The organism is Streptomyces sp. AB3(2024) (assembly GCF_041862025.1).
Classification (GTDB): Bacteria; Actinomycetota; Actinomycetes; order Streptomycetales; family Streptomycetaceae; genus Streptomyces.
Window position 1 is genome coordinate 1 of sequence record NZ_JBGWAB010000019.1, and the last position, 22,374, is coordinate 22,374.

Genomic DNA, 22,374 nt, shown 5'->3' on the forward strand with positions numbered 1-22,374 from the left:
GTCGCCGGAACGCCCCGCGGACGGGGCCGGCGGGCCGGGCGCCGCAGCCGTCTTCCTGGCGCCCGCGGGCGTGGACGGCCGGCCCGCGAGCCAGCGGGCCGCCGACGAACGCAGCGTCCTGCGCACGAGCCTCTCGGCCGCCCACGACGCGCTGGAGCGGCTCAAGCTGCTGGAGCCCGAGGTGGGTGCCCACACCCCGGTGATCCCGCTGCCCGGCCTCGAAGAGCTGAACCGGATCCTGGTCAGCCTCAGCGCCGACATCGAGAACCTGCGGCGGCGGACCGAGGACCTGCACGAGGAGGACGTGGAGGACGTGGAGGACGGGGAGGGCGTAGGGGACGGAGAGGACCGCCAGGAGGGCCAGGAGGGCCAGGAGGGCTAGGAGGGCCAGGAGGGCTAGGAGGGCCTGGACCGGGCGGACGGCGGGGAGCGAAGGCCCTGGCCGGAGAAGGACGCAAGCCCTCCCGGCCGGGCCGGGAGGGCGGAGTGAGTCATGACCGGGGCAGGGGGCGCGTCAGGCCGCGCCGGTCAGCTGAGGCCTCTGCTGCGCTCGCCGATCCGGTCGCCCTGGGGAGTGCCGGCCCGCTTCAGGGACGCCTTGGTGTGGGCCCCGCCCTTCACCTTGGTCCGGACCGGACCCTCGAAGCCGTGACCCTGCGCGCGTGGGAGGTGGAGCCCCTCCGTCGCCTTCGCGATCGCCGCCTGGACGTCCTGCTTCTGCTCTTTGCTCATCCCGTCGTCAACTCCCTCGGGAAGCACCCAATCGGACTACTGGGATCGTATGCAGATATACGGACCAATGCACCCGGACCGTGCGTAAAGAATGCTGGATCAAGGCCGTGGCGCGGCCGGCCGCTTCGGGGTGCCCACGGTCGCCCGGATCAGCTCCTCCGGGCAGGGCGTACCCCGCGGGAGCTGGTACTTCGCCGCCACCCGGTACTCCCCCGGCGCCGGCGCCAGCAGCTCCGTCCAGGTGTCCCCGGCGGCGTCGGGGGCCGCCTTGAAGAGGCACCCGGACGTGTTGGCGTACCCCTTGGGCGGCGCGCCCGTCCCGGCCGCGGCGGTGCCCCGGGCCTTGGACGCGGGGGTCTCCTGCGGGGGCTCGACCGCCTTGCCCCGCGCGTCCACCAGGCCCAGCCAGGGCGAGTGGGGGATCCGCACGAGGATCCGGCCGGGGGCCTTGACGTCGATGACCAGCTGATCGGCGCCCGCCCGCACCACGTCGGCCGGTCCGGACACCAGGTCCGTCGGGTCGGCCACCCGGAACAGCCGCCAGTTCTCGTCGCCCCACACCTCGCGGAGGTACGGGAGTCCCGCGCGCACGAGCTTCGCCTCGGCCTCCCCTCCCGAGTCGGGTTTGTCGGCGGGCAGCACCACGTAGTGCACGGCCCAGCGCTCCAGCCAGGCCCGGTAGCCGTCGGCGGTGAGGGTGCCGTCGTAGAAGAGCGGGTTGCGCTGCAGGTCCGCCTGCCGGTTCCAGCCGCGCGCGAGGTTGACGTACGCGGGGAAGGCCGAGGATTCGCGGTGGCTGCTGGCGGGGACCACCTCGACCCGGCCCCGGTCGGCGCCCGCCTTGCCGAGCCGGTCGATCAGCGGGGCCAGCTCCCGGTTCCAGGCGGCCACCGGGGTGGTGCGGACGATGTCGGTGACGCTGTTGGTGGTGATCCAGGCGGTCAGCCCCACGAAGGCCGCCAGCACCGCGTACCGGCGCCGCGAGCGGGGGGCGGTGTAGGGGAGGGCGGCGACCAGCACCGCCCCGCCGAAGAGCATGACCAGCCGGGTCACGTTCGAGCCGACCTGGGAGTCGATCGCCCAGGTCAGGAACACCCCGAAGGTGTAGACGGCCGAGGCGATCCGGACCGTTTTCCACCCCTTGGGCACCAGGAAGACCAGGGCCAGGCCGAAGAGGAAGGGCAGCCAGGCCGAGCCCAGCTTCATCGGCTGCGTACCGGAGAAGGGGAACAGCCAGGCCGACAGCCCCACGACGGCCACCGGGGGCAGCCCCAGGGCGTACGCGCCCGGCCGCCGTCCGCTCAGGAAGAGCGCGGCCGCGATCACCCCGAGGAACAGCCCCGCGACCGGGCTCGCCGCGGTCGCCAGCCCGGCGAGCGGCGCGGCGACGGCGGCTTTGGCCCAGCGCCGCCGGGCCCATGTGCGGGGCCAGCAGAAGACGGCGGCGACGGCCCCGAGCGCGAACAGCACCCCGAGCCCGAAGGTGACCCGGCCCGACAGGGCGTTGCACAGCAGCCCGTAGACCCCCGCCAGGGCCGGCCACAGGGGGCGGCGGACGGCGCCGCGGCAACGGGTCAGGATCAGCGCGAGGAGCCCCGCCGAACAGGTGCCGGCGATCATCATCGTGGTCCGGACGCCGATCATGTGCATGACGTACGGGGACACGATGCTGTACGAGACCGGGTGCATGCCCCCGTACCAGGCGAGGTTGTACGCGGTGTCGGGGTGCCGGCCGACGAACTCCGCCCACGCGTCCTGCGCCGCCAGGTCCCCGCCGCTGTTGGCGAGGCTGAAGAACCACACCACGTGCAGGACGGCGGCCACGGCGACGGCCACGGCCACCGGATTCCGGTGCGCCCGTGCGAGCAGCCCGGCGCCTATGCCGCCCGGTCCGGGGGACGCCCCGGCCGGCTCCTGTCCCTGCTCATGCTGCTCAGCGGTGGTCACAACCGACGCTCTCTCCCCGACACGACACGTGAGTCCCGCCCCGGCACCCTAGACGCGGGGGGGGGGGGGGGGGGGGGGGGGGGGGGGGGGGGGGGCCCGGCGCCCCCCCCCCCGACGCACCTGCGATCGGATCAGCCGATACGGGTCAGCTTGCTGCCGGCGCCCGGCGCGACCAGCTCCCGCTGGAGCGCCACGGGCACCTTCACCTGGCTGGCCCCCTCGCCGACGGTCAGCACCCCGACCTGGGTTCCGGCCTTGGCCGTCTCCGGGATCCTGGTGCCGCCGTCACCGAGCTTGAGGGCGACGGTCAGCGAGGACCAGCCCACGGCCTGGACGTCGGCGGTGGCGACGACCGGCGTACGGCCGCCGAGGCCGTCGTCCACGTAGCCGACGACATCGCCCTTCTTCACGACGGTCGCGCCCTCGATGGCCTTCTGCGTGGGGATCAGCAGCGTCCGGCTCGCGGCGATGACGCTGTCGATGATCGGCGGCTTGTGCTGGCCGAGGACGGCGCCGACGATCAGCTGGTTGGTGTCGCCGACCTTCTTCTGCGCGGCGAAGAGGAGGTTTCCGCCCGCCTTGGTCGTCGTACCGGTCTTGATGCCGAGGGAGTCGTTGTACGGGACCAGTCGGTTCCAGTTGGACCACGCCTTGCCGGTCTGGTCGGTCCAGCTGGGCATGCGGGTGATGTCCACCAGCGCCGGGATCTCGACGATCTTCAGACCGAGCTTCACCTGGTCCTCGGCGGTGCTGACCGTGGTCGCGTCCAGGCCCGAGGGGTCGGTGTAGGTGGTGTTCGTCATGCCGAGTTCCTTGGCGGTGTCGTTCATCTTCTTGACGAACGCCTCCTGGGAACCGGAGTCCCAGCGCGCGAGGAGCCGCGCGATGTTGTTGGCCGACGGGATCATGAGGGCGGCGATCGCGTCGTACTCCGAGATCTTCTCGCCCTCCTTGACCGTGTTGAGGGTGGACTCGTTGTCCGACTTGTCTTTCTGGCCCTCGGTCTCGGCGGTCTTGTCGATGTCGATCATCGCGCCCTTCTCACCCTTCTTGAAGGGGTGGTCGCGCAGGATGATGTACGCCGTCATCGACTTGGTGACACTGGCGATCGGCACCGGCTTCTGCTCACCGGACGAGCCGATGGTGCCGAGGCCGGCGGCGGCCATGGAGGCCTGCCCCTCGGTGGGCCAGGGCAGATCGGGCTTCCCGCCCGGGAAGCTGTACGAGGCCTTCGCGGTCATCGCCAGCTTCGGCGCGGGCAGCGGGCGCACCATCTGCACGACGGCGAGCAGGACGGCCAGGAGCAGCACGATCGGCGCGTAGATCTTGAACCGCCGGACAGCGGTACGCATGGGGCTCGGCGGCGGGGGCGGGTTGTTGGTGAGGTCCGCCAGCATGTCGAGCGGCGGCCTCGGGGGCAGCGGCTGCTGGGTGGTGCGCTCGCTGGAGTCCAGCCGGCCGGCCGCCGCCGGCGGGGCCGGGGGCGTCGCGAACGGCTTGGGGGCGGCGGGTGCGGGCTTCGGCGACGCGGGCGCGGGCGTCGCGGGCTTCGGCGTCTCGGGCTTCGGAGGGGCCGGCTGGTCGTCTCCGCGCAGCGGCACGAAGGTACTGGACCGCGCCCCGCCCTTCGCGGCGTCCGCCGGCTTCTTCTCCCCGGCCGGGGCGGAGCCCGGCTTCACGGCCCGGAAGACGGCCGTGCGCTCGCTGTCGCCGTCGACCGCCCTGCCCGCCCCGCCCGCCTTCTCGGCGTCGGCCGACTTGGCCCCGCGCGGGTCCTGCGCGGGCTTCTCGCCCTCCACGGAACCGGAGCCGGAACCAGAACCGGAGCCCGGCTTCACCGTGCGGAAGACGGCGGTGCGCTCACTGTCGGCAGCGGCGGGCTTCCCGGCCTTGTCCGCCGGGGTCGCCGCGTCGGCCTTGTCGGCCTTCTCCGCGTCGGCCGGCTTGGCCCCGCGCGGGTCCTGCGCGGGCTTCTCGCCCTCCACGGAACCGGAGCCGGAACCGGAGCCGGAACCAGGCACGACGACGCCGAAGGCTGTCGTGCGCACGTCCGCGGACGGCTTCTTCGGCTCGTCCGCCGGAGTGGAGCCCGGCTTCACGGCCCGGAAGACGGCCGTGCGCTCACTCTTGCCGTCGGCCGGCCCGTCGGCCTTCCCGGCCCCGCGCGGGTCCTGCGCGGGCTTCTCGTCCTCCGCCGGAGCGGAACCCGGCTTCACCGTGCGGAAGACGGCCGTGCGCTCCCCGTCGCCCTTCCCGGGTGCGTCGGCGGGCTTCTTGTCCTGCGCCGAACCGGAATCGGGCACGCCGACGCCGAAGGCCGTGGTCCGCACGTCCGCGGACGGCTTCTTCGGCTCCGCACCGCGCGGATCGCGCGACGGCTTCTCCTCCTCCGCGGAGGAGGAACCCGGCTTCACCGTACGGAAGACGGCCGTGCGCTCCCCGTCGCCCTTCCCGGGCCCGTCGGCGGGCTTCTCCGGCTCTCCGCCGCGCGGGTCCTGCGCGGGCTTCTTGTCCTCGGTCGAAGTGGAACCCGCCTTCACGGTACGGAAGACGGCCGTGCGCTCGCCGTCGCCCTTCCCGGGCCCGTCGGCGGGCTTCTTGTCCTGCGCCGAACCGGAATCGGGCACCACGGCCCCGAACGCGGTGGTCCGCACGTCCGTGGACGGCTTCTGCGGGCCGTCGGAGGTCTCCGAGGGCGCCGAGCCCTGGCGGACCACCCCGGGCGCGCCGGCCCCGGCGCCCGAGCCCGAGTCCGCACCCTCGCCGCCGCCGTCACCGTCCGTGCCGGCGTCCGTGCCGGCGTCCGTGCCGGCGTCCGCGTCCGCGGCGGCGGTCCGGTCCGCCGGTCCCGTCGGCTCGGCGGTCGCGACCCATGCGGCCACGGCCTCCTTCAGCGCGTCGCGCCGCGGCGTCGGCTGGAAGACCGAAAGCCTCGGGTCCTGTTCCGCGGAGGAGGACTTCGCCGTTCCCGACGTTCCTTCATCTACCGACTTGTCGGGGGACTCGCCCGCCACCGTTCCTCCTCGATCGCCGTCCGGTCGCTGTCCGAACCGTCTAACAGTGTCCCGTCTAGGGGGCATCGCCCATGTGCTAGACGAGAACGACATAGCTGCAGGTTCCCCTACAAAGCGGCCAGGCGCTCTCGACAGATGAATGTGAGAGGCGTCACCCTGTCACTCATCCACGCGGGGAGGCATGGATGGGCAGGAGCCGCAGAACAATTCCAGAGGAGCTTTTGCTGCTCGCCTTGGACCCGGCCACGGGAACCACGGCGCAGCCGCAGTCGCTCGACCTCGGCCTGGCCGGGGCACAGCTAGTGGAGCTGGCTCTGGCAGGACGGATAGCCCCTGATGGGGATCGTATCGCCGTGGTGATGCCACGGCCGACAGGAGATCCGACTTTGGACTCCGCACTGGAACTGCTGCGCAGGCGCGGCAGCCCGGTCCGGGCCGTCCACTGGATCGGCGGACCCCGGCTGGGGCTCCGCCAGATTTACCTCGCCCACCTGGAGCGCTGCGGCATGGTGCATGCCGTCGCGGGACAGATGTGCGGGGTGTTGCCGACGACTCGCTACCAGGCGACCGACACGGCGATCAGCCGGGAGATCCGTGCCCGGCTCGACAGTGCGATCCGCACCGGTGTACCCCCGGACCCGCGGACCGCGGCGCTCGCCGCACTGGCCCACGCGGTCGGACTCGGCAAGCACCTGTATCCCGGCAACGAGGGGCGGTCGTCACGGTCCCGGCTGCGGGACCTGATCCGGCACGACCCGATGGGCGGTCTCGTGGCACACGCCGTGATGGACGTCCAGAACGGTGTGGCCGCCCAGCCGCGCCGCGACCGGGCTCCGGCCCAGCCGCCCGCCGCCCGGGCCACGGCGAGCAGCGGTGTGCCGCTGCAGCCGCGCCGGACGGGTGCGATGGCACGGGCGGCAGCGCACTAGGGACGGACCCGCAACACCCGTACAGGCAGCACGCACAGGCCCCGTGACACCCCTTGATCCGCCGAACGGGGCACAGATCGCCGCGACCGGAGGTCCCCCAAGGACCGGCGCGGAAGCCGCCCGCACGCGGGGTGGCGTGACCGGTGAGCCGGTCCCGCCACCCCGCGTGTCTGCTTTTCCCAGCCGTTCCCCAGCGCCGTCGCACCCTTCGGTGGCAGTCTGCTGAACAGCAGACACGCAGAGAGACAGCGACAGAAGAAGGCGGAGGTGCCGATCCGTGGCGTCCAATGTCAATCCCACCGTCCGACGCCGCCGACTGGGCATGGAATTGCGCAAGCTTCGCGAGGACAAGGGCATGACGGCCGAACAGGTCGCCGAACGCCTCCTCGTCTCCCAGTCGAAGATCAGCCGGCTGGAGAACGGCCGCCGGTCCATCAGCCAGCGTGACGTCCGCGACCTGTGCGAGGTGTACGAGGTCGAGGACCCCCGGCTCGTGGACTCGCTCATGCAGATGGCCAAGGACTCCCGCCAGCAGGGCTGGTGGCACGCCTTCGGGGACATCCCGTACAGCGTCTACATCGGGCTGGAGACCGACGCGGCCAGCCTGCGCACCTACGAACCGCAGATGGTCCCCGGTCTGCTCCAGACCCCGGAGTACGCCCAGGCCCTCATCCGCGGGGCGCTGCCGGAGACGGCGCCCGCCGACGTGGACAAGCGCGTCCAGGTCCGCATGCACCGTCAGAAGCGGCTCTCGGAGACGGACAACAACAATCCCGACGTCGGGCCGCTGCGCCTGTGGGCGGTCATCGACGAGGCGGCGCTGCGCCGGCACGTGGGCGATCCGCAGTTGATGATCCGGCAGCTGGAGTACCTGATAGAGCAGTCGCAGCAGCCGTACATCACGGTGCAGGTGATGCCGTTCTCGATGGGCGCGCACCCCGGCGTGAACGGGCAGTACGCCATTCTGGAATTTCCGGACGCCTCCGACTCGACGGTCGTCTACATCGAGGGCGTCACGAGCGATTTGTACCTGGAGAAGGCCAACGACGTTCAGAAATACAGCGTGATGTACGAGCACCTGCGTGCCCAGGCCCTCAATGTGGACCAGACCAGGCAGTTCATCGGCGAGATCATCGACCACTACGCGGGGAAGACGGGGAAGTGAACCTGATGACCTGATGGTCCGAGGGCCTGATGCGGCGAGGGGCCGGTACGGTACACCGTCGGCCCCCGGCCGGAAAAGGCCTGACCGGAATATGCCACCCGGTCGAGTGAATGCCTCCTTCAGGCCTCGGGAGGTGCCGGTAGCGTCGATCACGTCGGTCAGGGAATTGACCGGCACGCAACCGGAACTACTCGCTGAACCGGAGAGAAACATGGCAATTCGTCAGGGCGCCACGGAAAACTGGACCAAGTCCTCCTACTCCGGCGGAAACGGCGCCTGCGTCGAGGTCAAGTCCCCCGCCGTGGAAGCGATCGCGGTGCGCGACTCCAAGGTGCAGGACGGCCCGTCCCTCACCTTCGCGCCGTCCTCCTGGACCTCCTTCGTCACCGACGTCGTCGCGGGCCGGTAAGGGCGCGTCGCCTGAACACCGAAGCGCCCTGTCCGATGCCAGGTCCGATACCGGGTCCGGCGCCGGATCCGACGGCCGGTCCGGCAACGCCGACCAAAGCCCCCTCGACCGGCCCGCCGTCCTGGCCGAGGGGGCCCGGTCATGTCGGGGACCTCAGCGCAGCAGGTCCACGTAGCGGTCGGTGCCCGGCACCGTCGGGATGAACGGCGCGACCAGTTCCACCCGCCCCAGCCCCGATTCCGCGACCTCCGCGTCCAGCCCCTGGAAGCGGTCCCAGCAGGTGCGCGGGTCGGCTTCGAGGAACCACAGCAGGGTGAGCCGGGTGTCGACCCCTTCGACCTGCTTCACGTAGGTCATCCGGTCGCCGGGCAGCGGCGTCGGCCGGAAGACGGTCACCATCGCCGCCTGCGAGCCGCTCAGCCGTCGCGGCAGGTCCCGGGAGCGCAAACGTTCCAGCAGCTCCGCCCGCCGACCGGGGTCCTCGGCGTCGACGACCTGGAGCACGAGCCCGGCGTACGGGTGGTCGAGGGCGTGGAAGTCCCGGGGTCCGGCGGCCCCGTCGCGGTAGACGGTCGCCTCGTGGTCCTGGAAGGCCGTGAAGACGTGGGTGCGGGCCTGGTGGACCCGGCCGTCCCGGTTGAGGCGCTTGTTGATGCCGACGGTCCATTTCATGTGCTCGTCGTAGCGGCCCTCGGTCACCCAGTAAGTGGAGAGGTAGCAGCCGGCGGTGACGGGCCGGGCGACCGCCGACTTCTCCGGGTAGCGCAGTTCCTGGAGGTCGCGGGTGGCGACCCAGCGGCGGCCGGCGTACATCCAGGGCATGGCCATGGCGCCGGCGTAGTAGTGGTCGTCCTCGTACCAGCGGTTGTACGCGTACTCGTGGCCCGGGTGGGGTTCCACCATGGTGATGAGGGCGTGGCCGGGGCGGACCCCGTACGGGCCCACGGCCGCCAGCTCCGCGTAGTCCCCGGCCCGGGTGTCCGCGGGCTCCCGCTCCCGGTCCGGCCGTTCCCGATCGTCTCTGGTCGTCATGACACCGGTCTAACTGATGATGCGTCAGTTGTGGAGGGGTCGGGCGCGGTTCAGCCGGTGGACAGTAGGTGCCGTCTACACCTTCCGCCGCTAGGCTGCGCGGCATCCGCCACCCGAAGGAGCCCCCATGCCCCTCGACTCCCCCGCCCCGGCCGACGCCCCGCTCCCGCCCTTCGCCGCCCGCGCGGCCTCCGTGGGAGGCTCGCCCGTACGGGAGATCCTCGCGCTCACCGAACGCCCCGGGGTGATCTCCTTCGCCGGGGGCCTGCCCGCGCCCGAACTCTTCGACACCGCCGGCCTGCGGGCCGCCTACGACGCCGCCCTCACCGGGGCCTCCGCCGCCCGCGCCCTCCAGTACTCCACCACCGAGGGCGCCCCGGAACTGCGCGAGGCCGTCGCCGCGCGGGCCCGCGCCCGGGGCCTGCCCACCACCGCCGACGAGGTCCTGGTCACGACCGGCTCCCAGCAGGCCCTCACCCTGATCGCCGCCACCCTCCTGGAGCCGGGCGACACCGTCCTCGTCGAGAACCCCACCTACCTCGCGGCCCTCCAGTGCTTCGGCCTCGCGGGAGCCCGGGTGATACCCGTGCCCTGCGACGAGCGGGGCCTGCTGCCCGACGCCCTGGCCGAACTCACCGCCCGGGAACGCCCGAAGCTCCTCTACACCGTCCCCACCTTCCAGAACCCGACCGGGCGCACCCTGCCGGGCGGGCGCCGCGCCGAGGTGGCCCGGACCGCGGCCCGCCTCGGGCTGTGGCTCGTCGAGGACGATCCGTACGGGGACCTCCGCTACGAGGGCGACCACCAGCCCTGGATCGCCGCCCACCCGGGCGCCGAGGACCGCACCGCCCTGCTCGGCAGCTTCTCCAAGGTGATGGCGCCGGGGCTGCGCCTGGGCTGGCTGCGCGCCCCCGGCGCGCTGCGGCGAGCGGCGGTGGTCGCGAAGCAGGCCGCCGACCTGCACACCTCGACGGTGGACCAACTGGCCGCCGCCCACTACCTCGGCGCCGCCGACCTCGACGCCCACGTCGCCCGGGTCCGCGAGGCCTACCGGGCCCGCCGGGACGCCCTCCTCGCGGGACTGGGCGGGGCGCTCCCGGAGGGCTCGGAGTGGAACCGCCCCGAGGGCGGCATGTTCGTGTGGGCGCGGCTCCCCGAGGGGTACGACGCGGGCGCCCTGCTCAAGTCGGCGGTGGCCCACGACGTGGCGTACGTCCCCGGGGCGCCCTTCTTCACCGGCACCCCGGACCCGCGCACGCTGCGCCTGTCGTTCACCACGCACACCCCGGCGGAGATCGCCGAGGGCCTGGCCCGGCTGGGCCGGGCCCTGGGCTAGGCCTCGGGTGCCGGCGTGCGGGGAGTCGATGGACGGCCTGATGGCGGCGCTGCGGGCGGCGCCGTACGGCACCGAGGACAGGGGCGGCGCGGGGCGGGAGCGAGCCGGCCGCCGCGCCGCGGGTGGCCGCCCCGCCGGGGGAGGTCACTCCCCGGCGGGGCAGGCGCGTGTTCCGTGCGGGAGGCGGCCGTCGGTGAGGAAGGCGTCCACGTGGCCGCGTACGCAGGCGGAGGTCCCGTAGCCGGTGTGTCCGTCGCCCTTGTGGTCCACGATCACGGCCGAGCCCAGCCGGCGGGCCGTCTCCTCGGTCCACTCGTACGGGGTCGCCGGGTCGCCGCGGGTGCCGACGAGGAGCATGCGCGGGGCGCCCGGGTGGTCGATCCGGCGGATGAAGTCGGTGCCGGCGGGGCGTCCGTAGCAGGCCAGTACGGTTCCCAGCTGGCCCGGCCCGAAGATCTCCGACACCGCGCGGAACTCCGGCTCCAGGTCCCGGATCTCCCGCTCGACGGCCGCCGGGCCGGCCCGGTCTTCGCCGCGGTCCGGGTCGTCGGCGCAGTTCACGGCGGTGAGGGCGGCCTCGGCGTTGTCGGCGGGGACCGTGGCGGGGCCGTCGCCCGCGTCGGGCACCGGGCCGGTGGGGCCGCCGAGCTGCATCAGCCCGACGGGGTCGTGCCGCCGCTCGGCGAGGGCGAGGGCGTCGGCGAGGGCGGGCCAGGCGGTCGGCGCGTACAGGGCGGTGGCGATGGCGTCGACCGCGTCCTGTCCGGTGAACCAGGAGCCGTCGTCCCCGATGAGCGGGTTCCGGTCGAGCCGCGCGACGAGGTCGTCGACCCGCTCCTTGGCGGTGCGGGTGTTGGTGCCGTAGACGCAGCCCGGACGGTGGGCGCACCAGGTGAGGAAGCGGTCCAGGGCGCGCTGGCGGCCGCGCGCCGAGGCGAGGGCCTGTTCGGCGAGCGGTTCGACGAGGGTGTCGACCCCGTCGAGGACCATCCGGCCGGTGCGGTGCGGGAAGAGGGCGGCATAGACGGCGCCGAGCCGGGTGCCGTAGGAGAAGCCGAGGTAGTTGAGCTTCTTGTCGCCGAGGGCCCGGCGGATGACCTCCAGGTCGCGGGCCACCTGGACGGTGCCGACGTACGGGAGCACGGGTCCGGAGTGCAGGGCGCAGCGGCGGGCCACGGCGCGCAGGGCGGCGAGCTGGGAGGCGGCGTCGGGCGGGACCCCGTCGCCGACCTCCTGGGAGCCGCCGCAGGAGACGGGTTCGCTGAGGCCGACGCCGCGGGGGTCGAAGGTGACGAGGTCGTAGCGCTCGCCGAGCTTCGAGAAGGTCACGGGGTCGGCGGCGAGGGAGGTGGTCCCGCGTCCGCCGGGGCCGCCGAAGTTCAGCAGCAGCGAGCCGAGCGGGTGTCGGCCGGGGGCGGTGGCCGGGATCCGGGCGAGCGCCACCCGGATGGTCCCCTTGGCGGGGTCTTCGTGGTCGAGGGGGACGGTCACGTACCCGCACGTCATGCCGTCGGGCACGGGCTTCTCGGGGCAGTCCCCCCACCGTATGGACCCCGCGGCGGGGGACGGGGTGCCGGATCCGCTCCCGGATCCGCTCCCGGGGCCGGGGCCCGCGCCGAGGGCGGAGGCCAGCACGACCGCACAGGCCGCGGCGGCCCCGCGCGTACGCAGACGGGCCCGGACGGGGGTACCGGCCAGGCCGGGCCGGTCGGCACGGGGGTGGCCGGGCGCGCCGGTATGGGAGCGGCCGGACACATCGGCACGGGAGCGGCCGGGCTCGCCGGTATGGGAGCGGCCGAGGCCGTGCGAGCGGGTACGGCGGTGGGAACGGTGCACGGCACCCTCCTCGGGTGACCCCCCGGACCGGTCAGCCCAGCTCACCCTAAGCGCGCCCGGCCCCACCCGCCCCTCGGCCGCCGCCGGAGGGGTTGCCCCGGCCGGGGGCGGTCCGGAGCGTGCCCGGCCGGGGTCCGCCTCACCGCTCCCGGCGGTACAGCTCCTCGATCTCCCGCTCGTAGTCCCGCGCGACCGCGCCCCGCTTGAGCTTCATCGACGGCGTCAGGTGCCCGCGCTCCTCGGTGAAGTCCCCCGGCAGGACGGCGAAGCGGCGTATCGATTCGGCCCGCGATACCAGCGCGTTCGCCTCGTCGACGGCCCGCTGGAGGTCGGCGAGCAGGGCCTCGTCGGTGAGCAGCTCGCGGATCGGCACTCCCTGCTTCTTGTGCATCTGCCGCCAGTGCGCCAGCCCGTCCGGTTCGAGGGTGATCAGGGCGGTGACGTACGGCCGGTTGTCGCCGACGACCATGCACTGCCCGACCAGCGGATGGGCGCGGAGCCAGTCCTCCAGGGGGGCGGGGGCGACGTTCTTGCCGCCGGAGGTGATGATCACGTCCTTCTTGCGGCCGGTGATGGTGAGGTACCCGTCCGCGTCGAGCTCGCCGATGTCCCCGGTGGCCAGCCAGCCGCCGGGCTGCTGCGCGGCGACGTTCCAGTAGCCGGCGAAGACGTGCGCCCCGCGCAGCAGCACCTCCCCGTCGTCGGCGATGCGCACCGCCGTCCCCCGCAGCGGCCAGCCGACCGTGCCGAGCCGGGGGCGCAGCGGCGGGGTGACGGTGGCGGCCGCGGTCGTCTCGGTGAGCCCGTAGCCCTCGAAGACCTCGATCCCGGCGCCCGTGTAGAAGGCGGCGAGGCGCCGGCCGAGGGGGGAGCCGCCGCTGAGGACGTAGCGCACGCGGCCGCCGAGGGCGGCGCGGACGCGGCGGTAGACGAGCGGGTCGTACAGGGCGTGCGCGGCCCGGGTGCCCATCGGGGGCCGTCTGCCCTCGCTCTGCGCCTCGCCGACGCTCTGCGCGATGCGCGAGGCCCGGTCGAAGGAGGCGCCCTTGCCGATCTTCTCGGCGGTGGCGCGGGCGGTGTTGTAGACCTTCTCCAGGACGTAGGGGATGGCCAGCAGGAAGGTCGGCCGGAAGCCGGCGAGGTCGGCGAGGAGGTCCTCGGTGGTGATGCTCGGCGCGTGGCCGAGTTTCACGCGGGCCCGCAGGCAGCCGACGGCGACCATCCGTCCGAAGACGTGGGACAACGGGAGGAAGAGCAGGGTGGAGGCCGGGTCGTCGGTGACCGACTTGAAGACGGGGTGCAGCAGCTCCACCGCGTTGTCGACCTCGGCGTAGAAGTTGGCGTGGGTCAGCACGCATCCCTTGGGCTGCCCGGTGGTGCCGGAGGTGTAGACGATCGTGGCGACGGACTGCGGTGTACGGGTGGACCTGCGGGCGTGCACGATCGCGTCGGGCAGGTGCTCGCCGGCCTTGACGAGCCGGGCGACCGCCCCGGTGTCGAACTCCCACAGGTGCGCGAGCCAGGGCAGGTTGGCGCGCTCGGCGCTGATGATGCGGGCCTGCGCGGTGTCCTCCACGGCGCAGGCCACGGCCCCGGAGTCGTGGATGATCCAGCGTGCCTGGAGGGCCGAGGAGGTGGGGTAGATCGGTACGGTCACCAGACCGGCGGCCCAGCCGGCGAAGTCCAGCAGCGTCCACTCGTAGGTGGTCCGGGCCATGATCGCGAGCCGGTCCCCCTCCTGGAGGCCCTCGGCGATGAGTCCCTTGGCGACGGCGAGCACCTGGCGGGCGAACTCGGCGGCGGTGACGTCGCGCCAGGTGCCGTCGGGCTCCTTGCGGGCGAGCACGGGCTCGTGCGGGGCCTGCCGGGCGTTCTCGAAGGGGAGGTCCCCGAGCGAGCCGCTCACCGGCATCCCGGCGAGGGCGGGGACCGCCACCTCGCGCACCACCCCGGCGACGGTCGTCTTGACGGGCTCGACCGGCTTCGGCTCGGCTTCCACGGCTGTTCTCCTCGGTCGTTCCGGGGTTACCGCCGGTAATCTACGCACGGGTAACGACCCCCGACCACCCCCCGGACGCCTTCTTCACCCACCTCCCACCCCCTGCCCACACCCACCGGCACGAATCGGCACCCCGCCCCCGTCCCACGGCCGGTAACCAACCGGCAACAGCACCGCGGAACGCCTGCGTCAGGCCACCCCCACTGGGCAGAATCCCCCGCGGGGGCCCGGTCGACGGCTTCCGCACTCCCGTCCGCCGTGAGGAGTCCGCCGGTGTCGCCGCAGGAAATCCAGTTACCGCTCACCCCGCAGCAGGCCGCCGAGGGCACGGTCGTCACCGTTCCCCTGCCCAACGGCACGGCCCGGCTGCGCATCCCACCGTCCCGCGACGGCGACCTGGTCCGCGCCCGCTTCGGCGACAACGAGGTGCTGCTGCGGGTCCGGGTGACACCGGCGGGGGCCGCGCCCGCGCCGGCCGCACCGCCGAAGAAGTCGAGCCCGCTGGGCTGCCTGCTCGCGCTGGGCGTCGTGGCGGCCGTGATCATCGCCATCGTCGTGACGAACGACGGCAAGGACGACGACTCGAAGAACACCGCCTCCCACTCCCCGACGTACGCCGCCCCGACCACCCGGGACCCGTACCCGACCCCCACCTACACCTACGCCCCGAGCACCACCCGCCCCACCCTCCCGACCCTCCCGGCGCTCCCGCTCCCCACCACGGAGGCCGCCCCCACCCCCTTCGACAAGGGCACCTGCCTCAACGGCCGGCTCCCGGACTCGGAGACGGCCCAGCGGGTGGACGACGTCAAGGAGGTCTCCTGCTCGGCGTCGGACGCGCACTACAAGGTGATCCAGCGGTTCCCCTTCTCCTCCGACATGGAGCAGTGCAAGAGCAACCCGGACACGGAGTACGCCTTCTCGTACCGCTACACGCTCAACGGCAGCGTCATCAACCAGTACGTGTACTGCCTCATCGGCCTGGGCTCCTACTCCCGCTCCTGACCCCGCGCCTTCCGCACGACCCGGCGCCACCCCCAGGCGACGAGGCCGAGAACGACCGCCGCCGCGACCGACCCGACGAACTCGGGCGCGGCGGCGAGCAGCACGTCCCGCACGCCCTCGGGCAACTGCAGGGCGAGACCCTGGGCGTGGTCACTGCGCATACGACTCTCCTCCACGAGGGGCCCGACGCGCCTGCGCCGAACCGGACTTGAGGAGACCCTGACCCGTTTGAACCCGGTCCCCAACTGGGCAGGGACCGGCGGGGCCGTTCTGGGACCACCTGGGGCGACGGACTCCGCCAGCCTGCGCGGATCGCCCGAAACCCCGTCCGCTCGGGGACGAGGTGAGCCGTCCCGGGGACGGTCCGAACGAGGGAAGGCGCGAGCGTGCGATCCATGGACGACCCGCAGGAGACCGGCCCGAGTGCGTGGGAGGAGTACGGCAACTTCCTTCGACGCCAGGCCACGGAGGCCGGAATGGGCTCGCGCGAGATCGAAGCCGCCTTCAGGAAGGCCGCCCGCCGCGAACAGGAACAGCTCGCAGCCCGGGGTGGGGGCGCGCAGGCAGTGCAGCGTCCCGAGTTCCTCATCAGCGACATGGCGTACTCCAAGTCCCACATCGACCGCCTCTTCAGCGCGCAGGCGAAGCCCAGACCTCCGGTGCCGTTCACCCTCCGGTTCCTGCACATCACCAAGCTGGCCGCCGGTCTCACAACGGAGGAGCATCAGCGGCGCTGCGACCAGGGCCGCGCACTCGTCCTGGCCGCCACAGCTCCGCCAAGCACCCCCACCACCCCACCTCCGGTGCCCGCGCAGCGCACCGACGACGACACCGCCAGCCTGTACCTACAACAGCGTGACTCCGCCCGCATGGAGCGGGACCTGGAACGTGCCCGCCACGCGGAGACACGGCTGCGCCATGCTCTGCGGGACGCGGAATTCCTGCTCGTGACCATGTTCCAGATCACCAACGCGCTACGCGAGATCATCGCCGGAAACGGCATCCGCGAGATCCGGGCACAACAGAGCACCGATGCGCGGGGTCTTGCCCGCCTGCGTGACGAGACACGTCAAGCCCTGTTCCACAAGGCTGCCGCGCAACAGGAGACCGAGCGGGCCGCCGTCCGCAAACGCGAGCTGGAGGGCCTGTGGGACCGTGCTCACGCCGAGATCCAACGGCTCTCCCTGCACCCCGACGTCTCGGAGCTCGTCCTGACCTACCCGGGCCCGGCCGGCTCTCCCCGGCAGCTGCCGACCGGCAACCTGTTCTCGCAGCCGGCTCTTGACGACATCGCCTCCGCGCTGGCCAAGGCTCAAGAGGCGAACGCCCGCGAGGAGCAGAAGGTGGAGGAACTGCGCAGTACCTTCGCAGGTGACGACACCTTCCTCCAGCCGGACGACGAACTCGCGGTCGTGCTGGCCTCCACCCGCTCCACCAACCCCGCCTCGCGCTACGGAGCGGTCGCCACGCTCACGGCCAACTGGCGTTACGTCGAGGCCGCCCGGGAGGCCGTCCTTCGCCTGGCCTCCGACCCGGAACCAAAAGTCCGCGAGCACGCCGCCGACGGCCTTGCGGAGGGGTGGCCGGGCCATGCGGCCGCCCGGGACGCGCTGCTTCGGCTCGCCGATGACTCACATGCCGACGTCCGCGAATCCGTGGCCAGGGCGCTCGGACGCAGCTGGAGCAACGACGCCACTGCCCGTGACATCGTCCTGCGGCTGGCCGAAGACCCCGATTGGAACGTCCGCTACTACGCGGCCGACAGCCTCTCGCAGGGTTGGCCAGGCAACCCGACGGCCCATGACATGGTGCAACGGCTGGCCGGCGACGGCGACACGAAGGTACGCGGAAACGCGGCTTCGGCACTCGCGGAAGGCTGGCCAGGCGACCCGACTGCCCTTGACGCCGCCGTACGGCTCGCTGCCGACGCGGAGGCGGACGTCCGTAGGCATGCGGCTTCCTCCCTGGCCGAAGGCTGGCCAGGGCAACCTGTGGTGAGAAACATGCTTCAACGGCTCGCCGACGACATGGACACACGGGTCCGTCAGTACGCGGTCGACGGACTTGCGGAGGGCTGGCCGGGTGATCCCACGACCCGGAACGTACTTCTACGCCTCGCCCACGACCGGCATCCCATCGTCCGCGAGGCCGTCGCCACCGCGCTCGGAAAGGGCTGGGGCAACGATTCCACGGTCCGTGACATCGTCCTGCAGCTGACCGAAGACGTAGATGTGGATGTCCGCCAATCTGCGGCTTCCGCGCTGGCGAGCGGCTGGCCAGAGGACCGCGCAGCCCGTGACACTCTCCTGCGGAGGGCCGACGACGGCGACACGGAAGTCCGCCGACGGGCGGCTTCCGCGCTCGCGAAAGGCTGGCCGGGTGACCTGATCGCCCGTGATGCCGTCCTGCGGCTGGCCGAGGATTCCAACGCCGAGGTCCGGCACTGGGCCGCTGACGCACTGGCAGAAGGCTGGCCCGGCGAGCCCAGAGGGCGGGACGCCGTTCTCCGGCTGGCCGACGACCGAAACACAGAAGTCCGCCGCAACGTCTCGACCTCACTCGCGGCAGGCTGGCCAGGCGATCCGCTGGTACGTGACGCCGTCCTGCGGCTGGCCCACGACTCGGATTCCGCTACCCGGGGTTGGGCCGTCTTCGCACTGGCGGACGGGTGGCCCGGCGACTCGACAGCACGTCAGTCCGTCCTGCAGCTGGCCGGCGACCAGTACTGGGAGACCCGCCAGCTCGCCGCCTTCGCGCTCGCCAAAGGCTGGCCGGGTGACCTGCGCGCCCGTGATGCCGTCCTGCGGCTGGCCGAGGATTCCAACGCCGAGGTCCGGCACTGGGCCGCTGACGCACTGGCAGAAGGCTGGCCCGGCGATCCGACGGGCCGGAACGTTGTTCTACAGCTGGTCAGCGACGGGAGCACGACGGTCCGCCGGTACGCAGTGGCCGCGCTCGCCGTGGGCTGGCCAGGCGAGCCCGCAGTCGAACACGCCGTTTCGCAGCTGGCCGCAGACCTCGATCCGAGCGTCCGCGGGCGCGCCGCCGATGCGCTCGCGATCGGCTGGCCAGGCATCGGGTCCGCCCGTGACACCGTCCAGCGGCTCACGGACGACCACGACCGAGATGTCCGCCAGGTGACCGCTTCCGCACTCGCGCGAGGCTGGTCCGGCAACCAGGCCGCCCGGGATGCCGTGCTGAGGCTCGCGGACGACCCGCATGCCCGGGTCCGCACGTCGGTCGCCAGAGCGCTCGTCGCCGGGTGGCCGGGCGACACTGCCGCCGAAGAGGCCGTCCGCCGGCTGGCAGCCGACACCGCACCGGCTGTACGGCAGGCAACCGAAGAGGCGCTCAAGAAGGCAGCCGAGGGGGACTAACCCCGGCGCCCCGAGACGGAGTTCAGCAGCGCGGCGCCCCGCTCCGCGTCGTCCACGCTGATCGCGAAGTCCTTGCCCTTCGCGCGGATGACCAGGCATTCGCCGCCCCGCAGCATCACCGTCGTGCCCAGGCCGTTGATGCGGTACCCCCAGCCGCCCGCCCGCAACGGGGTGCGGTGTTCCGTGCGGGCCGATTCGATGTCCCGCGCCGCCCAGCGCCGCACCGGCAGCCCCAGCGGGCCGAAGGCCACCTCCAGGCCGTCGGCCGTCACCCGCGCCCGGACCGACGAGCAGAGCAGCACGGCCAGGGCCGCGGAGCCGGTCGACGCGACCAGCGCCCACGCCGCGGCGTCGGCCAGCCCGGCCAGGGCCGCCAGCACGCCGGCCGCCGCCACCAGGCCCAGTACGGCCCCGGTCAGGCGGAGCCACGGGTTGCTCTCGCGGGAGAGCCAGACGAGCCGTTCGCCGTCCGGGATCTCCATCCGGGGCCCGGCGGCGGGAGGTTCTGCCCCGCCCGCGCCCCGGCGGCCCGCCAGCGCCCCGCCGACCGCCGCCAGTACGGCCGCCACCGCGACCCCCACGACCCACGCCGTCACCGACCCGGCCTGCCGCCAGTCCGCCCGGTCCAGGTTGGCCCGTACGATCGCGGCCTGCCCCCCGGCCAGCCCCACCCCGGCGCCCGCCAGCGTGCCCGCGACCCAGCCGCCGCCCGGCCCCGCGAACCGCCGCCCCAGGACGACCCCGAGCACCAGGAGCACCCAGATCAGCGCCGGGAACAGGGCCGCCGCCCACAGCGGCATCGAGCCGTCCGGGGACCCGGAGCCCGCGGACCAGTGCGTGGCCAGCCGGTCCGGCAGCCGCCCGCTCGCCGCCACCGGCATCCCCACCAGTAGCACCAGAACCCCCGCGGCCCCGCCGGCCACGCCCCACCCCGCCCGGTCCTTCACGGCAACTCCCTGATCATCTCGATGAGATCGGCCTTGCTGTACCCGAGCCGCGCCCCGTCCTCCACCAGTCCGCGTACGCGGTCCAGCAGCCCCGAGCGCCCGCCCGCCCCCTCCGCGACGGTCACCCCGCGGCCCCGCCGGAACTCCAGCAGCCCCTCGTCGCGCAGGACGCGCAACGCCCGCAGGACGGTGTTGGCATTGACCCCGAGCGCCCCCGCCAGGTCCCGTGCGGGCGGGATCCGGTCTCCGGGGGCGCATTCGCCCTCGGCGATGGCGCGCCGGACGGCTCCCGCCACCTGTTCGTGGAGGGGACGTGGGTCCGCGGTGTTCAGCCTCAGCAACATGGTGCTAGTGACCATAGCACCATCACCACCAATCGGCCAGACACGCCGACGGCCGGACGGCCACCTTCCTGGATGGTCAGAGGTCCGGCATATAACGGCCAGCAGATGATCCAGTGGCCCGAGAAGCGCGGGGCCGCGAACCAGGCCTGGACCGTCGGGTACCGGTAGCCGGTAGCCGCGAGCCGCGAGCCGCGCCGAGGCGCACCGAGGCGTCCCCGCCCCACGGCGGGGGCGCTTCCCCCGCGCCCCCGAATCTCCGTGGACAGCCTCCGCCGGGTCGGCCGATAGTGCCGCTCATGAGTTCTCTCGTACGCCACGTGACCTTCGACTGCGCCGACGCCTACGCCCTGGCCCGCTTCTGGGCCGGGGCCCTGGACGGCTCCCTCGCCGACGACGACCACCCGGGCGACCCGGAAGCGCTGGTGACCGCGCCCGGCACCGCCCTCCTCTTCATCACCGTCGCGGACGCCAAGACCGTCAAGAACCGGGTGCACCTGGACCTCCAGCCACAGGACCGCACCCGCGACGAGGAAGTGGAACGGCTCCTCTCCCTCGGCGCCACCGTCGCGGGCGACCACCGCAAGCCGGACGGCACCGGCTGGGTGACCATGGCGGACCCCGAGGGCAACGAGTTCTGCGTCGAACGCAGCGCCGCCGAGCGGAAGGCCTGACCGGCCGCCCCTGCCCCCGCGACCTGCCGGAAACTGCCCTGCCGGACCACCCGGCCCACGCGGGCTCTGCTTCTTCGGGCAGCCCTCCCCACAGGCCCGCGCCGGGCGCCGGGAGGGGCCGCGAACCGACCCTAGGGTGAACGGGCGTACGGGAACCGACCGACCAACGGTTTCCCGGCGCCGCACCGAAGGGTCTGCTCCAGCATGAAGAAGTTGAAGGCGATCGTCCTCGCGGCCGCCGCCGTCGCCGGACTCGCCGTCGCCGCCACACCGGCACAGGCGTCCACGTGCGAGGCGGGCGGCGGGGGCCTCTACATCTGCGAGTACGGGGTCACCAAGCACGCGCTCCCGGGCGGCCAGAAGGAGCAGTTCATCGTCGGCACCGACAACGCGATGTGGACGCGCTACACCACGAACGGCCAGTGGGGCGGCTGGTGGTCCCTCGGCGGCTCGGTCAAGAGCAAGATCACGGTCCAGGAGCGCCCGGACCCCGACCACCCGTACGCGATCACCGTCTACGCCACCGGCCAGTGGGACAAGGCCTGGGGCCGGACCCGCATGGCGCCTGGGCAGGAGTGGAGCCCGTACGACTGCCTGAAGTGCCCCGAGTAGGAACGGCGCGCTAGGCCGCGGCCGTTGGCCCACCGAGCGGCGGGCAGTCGTCGCAGCGGCCGGGGACCGGGGAGCGGAAGACGCGTTCGCAGCCGTCGCAGTCCTGGAACGGATCGGGCCGCCGGGCTTGCGGGGCGGAGGCCGGGGCCGGGGCCGTCGGCATCCGCGGCGGGATCCCGGCCCGCAGCCGGTACCCGATCACCGCGGCCGGGCTGCGCATCTCGGCGGGCAGGTTCCCCGTGAGCACGTGCCGTACCGCCTCCGGATCGGCGCCCCGGTCCAGCCAGGCGGACACACCCGGCGCGAGCTGCCGTACGTCGCGCTCCGCGAGCAGCAGCCGGGGGTCGTCGACCCGCAGCCGGGCGAGGAGGTCGACGGCCTCCTGCCGGGCGGCGGCCGTTGACGGGGGCTCGGGTGCGGGCCGCGGTTCGGCCACCGGCACCGCCAAGGACTCCGGCACCGCCACGGGCCCCGCCTCGGGCACGGGCTCCGGCACGGGCACGGGCTCCGGCACGGGCTGCGGCTCCGGCACGGGCTGCGGCTCCGGCTCCGGTACGCGCGCCCGGTCCGGCGGCGGGGGCGGGGGGTCGGGGACCGGACCGCCCGGCCTGCGCGGGCGGTTGTAGGACACGGTCCGGGTCACCAGCCGCCCGTCCTCGGTCCGTACGCGGCTGCGCTCCAGGTACCCGTGGGCCTCCAGCTCCCGCAGGGCGGTGGCGATCCGGATCTCCCCCTCGGGGAACCGGCCGGCGAGCGCCTTGATGCCGACCCTGGCACCGGCGGGCAGCGACTGGATGTGGAGCGCGAGGCCGATCGCGACGAGCGACAACGCCCGGTGCTGGGCGAGGTGGTTGCCCACCACGGTGTAGTGATCGGTGTGCCGCACGTTGACGTGGACGACACCTGAAGGGGCGGTTCCGGCGCGATGCCGGGACGCGGCGCGCGAGCGCGCGTTAGGGTGTTCAAGAGCCATTGGGAAGGTGCTACTTCCTAGTTGGTCAGGCCCTCGCCCGGGATGC

18 protein-coding genes and 1 pseudogene are annotated in these 22,374 nt (G+C 73.3%); 9 read left to right on the forward strand and 10 right to left on the reverse strand.

Features of this window, described 5'->3' with window-relative positions; translation table 11 throughout:
• Nucleotides 1–382: pseudogene (locus ACEPPI_RS10850) on the forward strand (hypothetical protein); the annotation flags it as partial.
• Between the two features lie 146 nt (nucleotides 383–528).
• On the opposite strand, the gene ACEPPI_RS10855 reads toward ACEPPI_RS10850, so the two are convergent.
• The 3 genes from ACEPPI_RS10855 to ACEPPI_RS10865 all read right to left on the reverse strand — a co-directional run bounded on the left by ACEPPI_RS10855 (nucleotide 529) and on the right by ACEPPI_RS10865 (nucleotide 5,693).
• The gene (locus ACEPPI_RS10855; protein ID WP_280917382.1) at nucleotides 529–732 is read right to left on the reverse strand and encodes a hypothetical protein; all 204 of its coding nucleotides are present in this window, start codon (nucleotides 730–732) and stop codon (nucleotides 529–531) included.
• Nucleotides 733–831: 99 nt separating this feature from the next.
• Nucleotides 832–2,679, reverse strand: coding sequence for an MFS transporter (locus ACEPPI_RS10860; protein ID WP_373915017.1), 1,848 nt, complete (start codon nucleotides 2,677–2,679; stop codon nucleotides 832–834).
• A 131-nt stretch (nucleotides 2,680–2,810) separates the two neighbouring features.
• A complete protein-coding gene (locus ACEPPI_RS10865; RefSeq protein ID WP_373915018.1) occupies nucleotides 2,811–5,693 on the reverse strand; it encodes a hypothetical protein in 2,883 nt (960 codons plus the stop codon).
• A 185-nt stretch (nucleotides 5,694–5,878) separates the two neighbouring features.
• On the opposite strand from ACEPPI_RS10865, the gene ACEPPI_RS10870 reads away from it, so the two are divergent.
• From ACEPPI_RS10870 to ACEPPI_RS10880, 3 genes are all read left to right on the forward strand, one after another.
• The gene (locus ACEPPI_RS10870; RefSeq protein WP_030232012.1) at nucleotides 5,879–6,622 is read left to right on the forward strand and encodes a GPP34 family phosphoprotein; all 744 of its coding nucleotides are present in this window, start codon (nucleotides 5,879–5,881) and stop codon (nucleotides 6,620–6,622) included.
• A 277-nt stretch (nucleotides 6,623–6,899) separates the two neighbouring features.
• Nucleotides 6,900–7,787, forward strand: coding sequence for a helix-turn-helix transcriptional regulator (locus tag ACEPPI_RS10875; protein WP_356213792.1), 888 nt, complete (start codon nucleotides 6,900–6,902; stop codon nucleotides 7,785–7,787).
• Nucleotides 7,788–7,998: 211 nt separating this feature from the next.
• Complete coding sequence (locus ACEPPI_RS10880) at nucleotides 7,999–8,196, forward strand: DUF397 domain-containing protein (RefSeq protein WP_356213794.1); 198 nt, start codon at nucleotides 7,999–8,001, stop codon at nucleotides 8,194–8,196.
• A gap of 153 nt (nucleotides 8,197–8,349) precedes the next feature.
• On the opposite strand, the gene ACEPPI_RS10885 is transcribed toward ACEPPI_RS10880, so the two are convergent.
• Nucleotides 8,350–9,228: a hypothetical protein gene (locus ACEPPI_RS10885; RefSeq protein WP_373915019.1), complete on the reverse strand. Its 879-nt coding sequence runs from the start codon at nucleotides 9,226–9,228 to the stop codon at nucleotides 8,350–8,352.
• 127 nt (nucleotides 9,229–9,355) lie between these two features.
• Here ACEPPI_RS10885 and ACEPPI_RS10890 point away from each other — a divergent pair, with 127 nt between their 5' ends.
• A complete protein-coding gene (locus ACEPPI_RS10890) occupies nucleotides 9,356–10,564 on the forward strand; it encodes a PLP-dependent aminotransferase family protein (protein WP_373915020.1) in 1,209 nt (402 codons plus the stop codon).
• A 144-nt stretch (nucleotides 10,565–10,708) separates the two neighbouring features.
• Here ACEPPI_RS10890 and ACEPPI_RS10895 read toward each other — a convergent pair whose 3' ends face one another.
• Together ACEPPI_RS10895 and ACEPPI_RS10900 are read right to left on the reverse strand one after the other, a co-directional pair.
• Nucleotides 10,709–12,400: an alpha/beta hydrolase gene (locus ACEPPI_RS10895; protein WP_373915021.1), complete on the reverse strand. Its 1,692-nt coding sequence runs from the start codon at nucleotides 12,398–12,400 to the stop codon at nucleotides 10,709–10,711.
• A gap of 139 nt (nucleotides 12,401–12,539) precedes the next feature.
• Nucleotides 12,540–14,399, reverse strand: a complete 1,860-nt coding sequence (locus tag ACEPPI_RS10900) for a long-chain fatty acid--CoA ligase (protein ID WP_373915022.1) — start codon at nucleotides 14,397–14,399, stop codon at nucleotides 12,540–12,542.
• A 273-nt stretch (nucleotides 14,400–14,672) separates the two neighbouring features.
• On the opposite strand from ACEPPI_RS10900, the gene ACEPPI_RS10905 reads away from it, so the two are divergent.
• Nucleotides 14,673–15,404 (forward strand): hypothetical protein, encoded by a 732-nt coding sequence (locus tag ACEPPI_RS10905; RefSeq protein WP_345176320.1) that lies wholly within the window; start codon nucleotides 14,673–14,675, stop codon nucleotides 15,402–15,404.
• On the opposite strand, the gene ACEPPI_RS10910 is transcribed toward ACEPPI_RS10905, so the two are convergent.
• Complete coding sequence (locus ACEPPI_RS10910; protein ID WP_373915023.1) at nucleotides 15,389–15,565, reverse strand: hypothetical protein; 177 nt, start codon at nucleotides 15,563–15,565, stop codon at nucleotides 15,389–15,391. The genes ACEPPI_RS10905 and ACEPPI_RS10910 overlap by 16 nt on opposite strands.
• Nucleotides 15,566–15,799: 234 nt before the next feature.
• On the opposite strand from ACEPPI_RS10910, the gene ACEPPI_RS10915 reads away from it, so the two are divergent.
• A complete protein-coding gene (locus ACEPPI_RS10915; RefSeq protein WP_373915024.1) occupies nucleotides 15,800–18,781 on the forward strand; it encodes a HEAT repeat domain-containing protein in 2,982 nt (993 codons plus the stop codon).
• On the opposite strand, the gene ACEPPI_RS10920 is transcribed toward ACEPPI_RS10915, so the two are convergent.
• Nucleotides 18,778–19,728: a DUF1648 domain-containing protein gene (locus ACEPPI_RS10920; protein ID WP_373915025.1), complete on the reverse strand. Its 951-nt coding sequence runs from the start codon at nucleotides 19,726–19,728 to the stop codon at nucleotides 18,778–18,780. The genes ACEPPI_RS10915 and ACEPPI_RS10920 overlap by 4 nt on opposite strands.
• Nucleotides 19,725–20,072 carry a GntR family transcriptional regulator gene (locus ACEPPI_RS10925; protein ID WP_030232046.1) on the reverse strand — a complete coding sequence of 116 codons (348 nt, stop codon included), beginning with the start codon at nucleotides 20,070–20,072 and terminating at the stop codon, nucleotides 19,725–19,727. Before ACEPPI_RS10925 ends, ACEPPI_RS10920 begins: the two co-directional genes overlap by 4 nt.
• 296 nt (nucleotides 20,073–20,368) lie before the next feature.
• On the opposite strand from ACEPPI_RS10925, the gene ACEPPI_RS10930 reads away from it, so the two are divergent.
• Both ACEPPI_RS10930 and ACEPPI_RS10935 read left to right on the forward strand, forming a co-directional pair.
• On the forward strand, nucleotides 20,369–20,743 hold the full coding sequence (locus tag ACEPPI_RS10930) for a VOC family protein (RefSeq protein ID WP_373915026.1): 375 nt from the start codon (nucleotides 20,369–20,371) through the stop codon (nucleotides 20,741–20,743).
• Between the two features lie 204 nt (nucleotides 20,744–20,947).
• Entirely contained in the window at nucleotides 20,948–21,355 is a 408-nt protein-coding gene (locus ACEPPI_RS10935) for a hypothetical protein (protein WP_373915027.1), read from the forward strand.
• A 10-nt stretch (nucleotides 21,356–21,365) separates the two neighbouring features.
• On the opposite strand, the gene ACEPPI_RS10940 is transcribed toward ACEPPI_RS10935, so the two are convergent.
• A complete protein-coding gene (locus ACEPPI_RS10940) occupies nucleotides 21,366–22,241 on the reverse strand; it encodes a helix-turn-helix domain-containing protein (protein ID WP_373915028.1) in 876 nt (291 codons plus the stop codon).
• Between the last annotated feature and the right edge of the window lie 133 nt (nucleotides 22,242–22,374).

Excerpts from the sequence above, each read along its gene's own strand:
- ACEPPI_RS10930 (WP_373915026.1), top strand. The coding sequence starts at position 20,369 with ATGAGTTCTCTCGTACGCCACGTGACCTTCGACTGCGCCGACGCCTAC.
- ACEPPI_RS10925 (WP_030232046.1), bottom strand. The coding sequence starts at position 20,072 with ATGTTGCTGAGGCTGAACACCGCGGACCCACGTCCCCTCCACGAACAG.
- ACEPPI_RS10855 (WP_280917382.1), bottom strand. The coding sequence starts at position 732 with ATGAGCAAAGAGCAGAAGCAGGACGTCCAGGCGGCGATCGCGAAGGCG.
- ACEPPI_RS10870 (WP_030232012.1), top strand. The coding sequence starts at position 5,879 with ATGGGCAGGAGCCGCAGAACAATTCCAGAGGAGCTTTTGCTGCTCGCC.
- ACEPPI_RS10885 (WP_373915019.1), bottom strand. The coding sequence starts at position 9,228 with ATGACGACCAGAGACGATCGGGAACGGCCGGACCGGGAGCGGGAGCCC.
- ACEPPI_RS10935 (WP_373915027.1), top strand. The coding sequence starts at position 20,948 with ATGAAGAAGTTGAAGGCGATCGTCCTCGCGGCCGCCGCCGTCGCCGGA.
- ACEPPI_RS10880 (WP_356213794.1), top strand. The coding sequence starts at position 7,999 with ATGGCAATTCGTCAGGGCGCCACGGAAAACTGGACCAAGTCCTCCTAC.
- ACEPPI_RS10915 (WP_373915024.1), top strand. The coding sequence starts at position 15,800 with ATGGACGACCCGCAGGAGACCGGCCCGAGTGCGTGGGAGGAGTACGGC.
- ACEPPI_RS10890 (WP_373915020.1), top strand. The coding sequence starts at position 9,356 with ATGCCCCTCGACTCCCCCGCCCCGGCCGACGCCCCGCTCCCGCCCTTC.
- ACEPPI_RS10910 (WP_373915023.1), bottom strand. The coding sequence starts at position 15,565 with ATGCGCAGTGACCACGCCCAGGGTCTCGCCCTGCAGTTGCCCGAGGGC.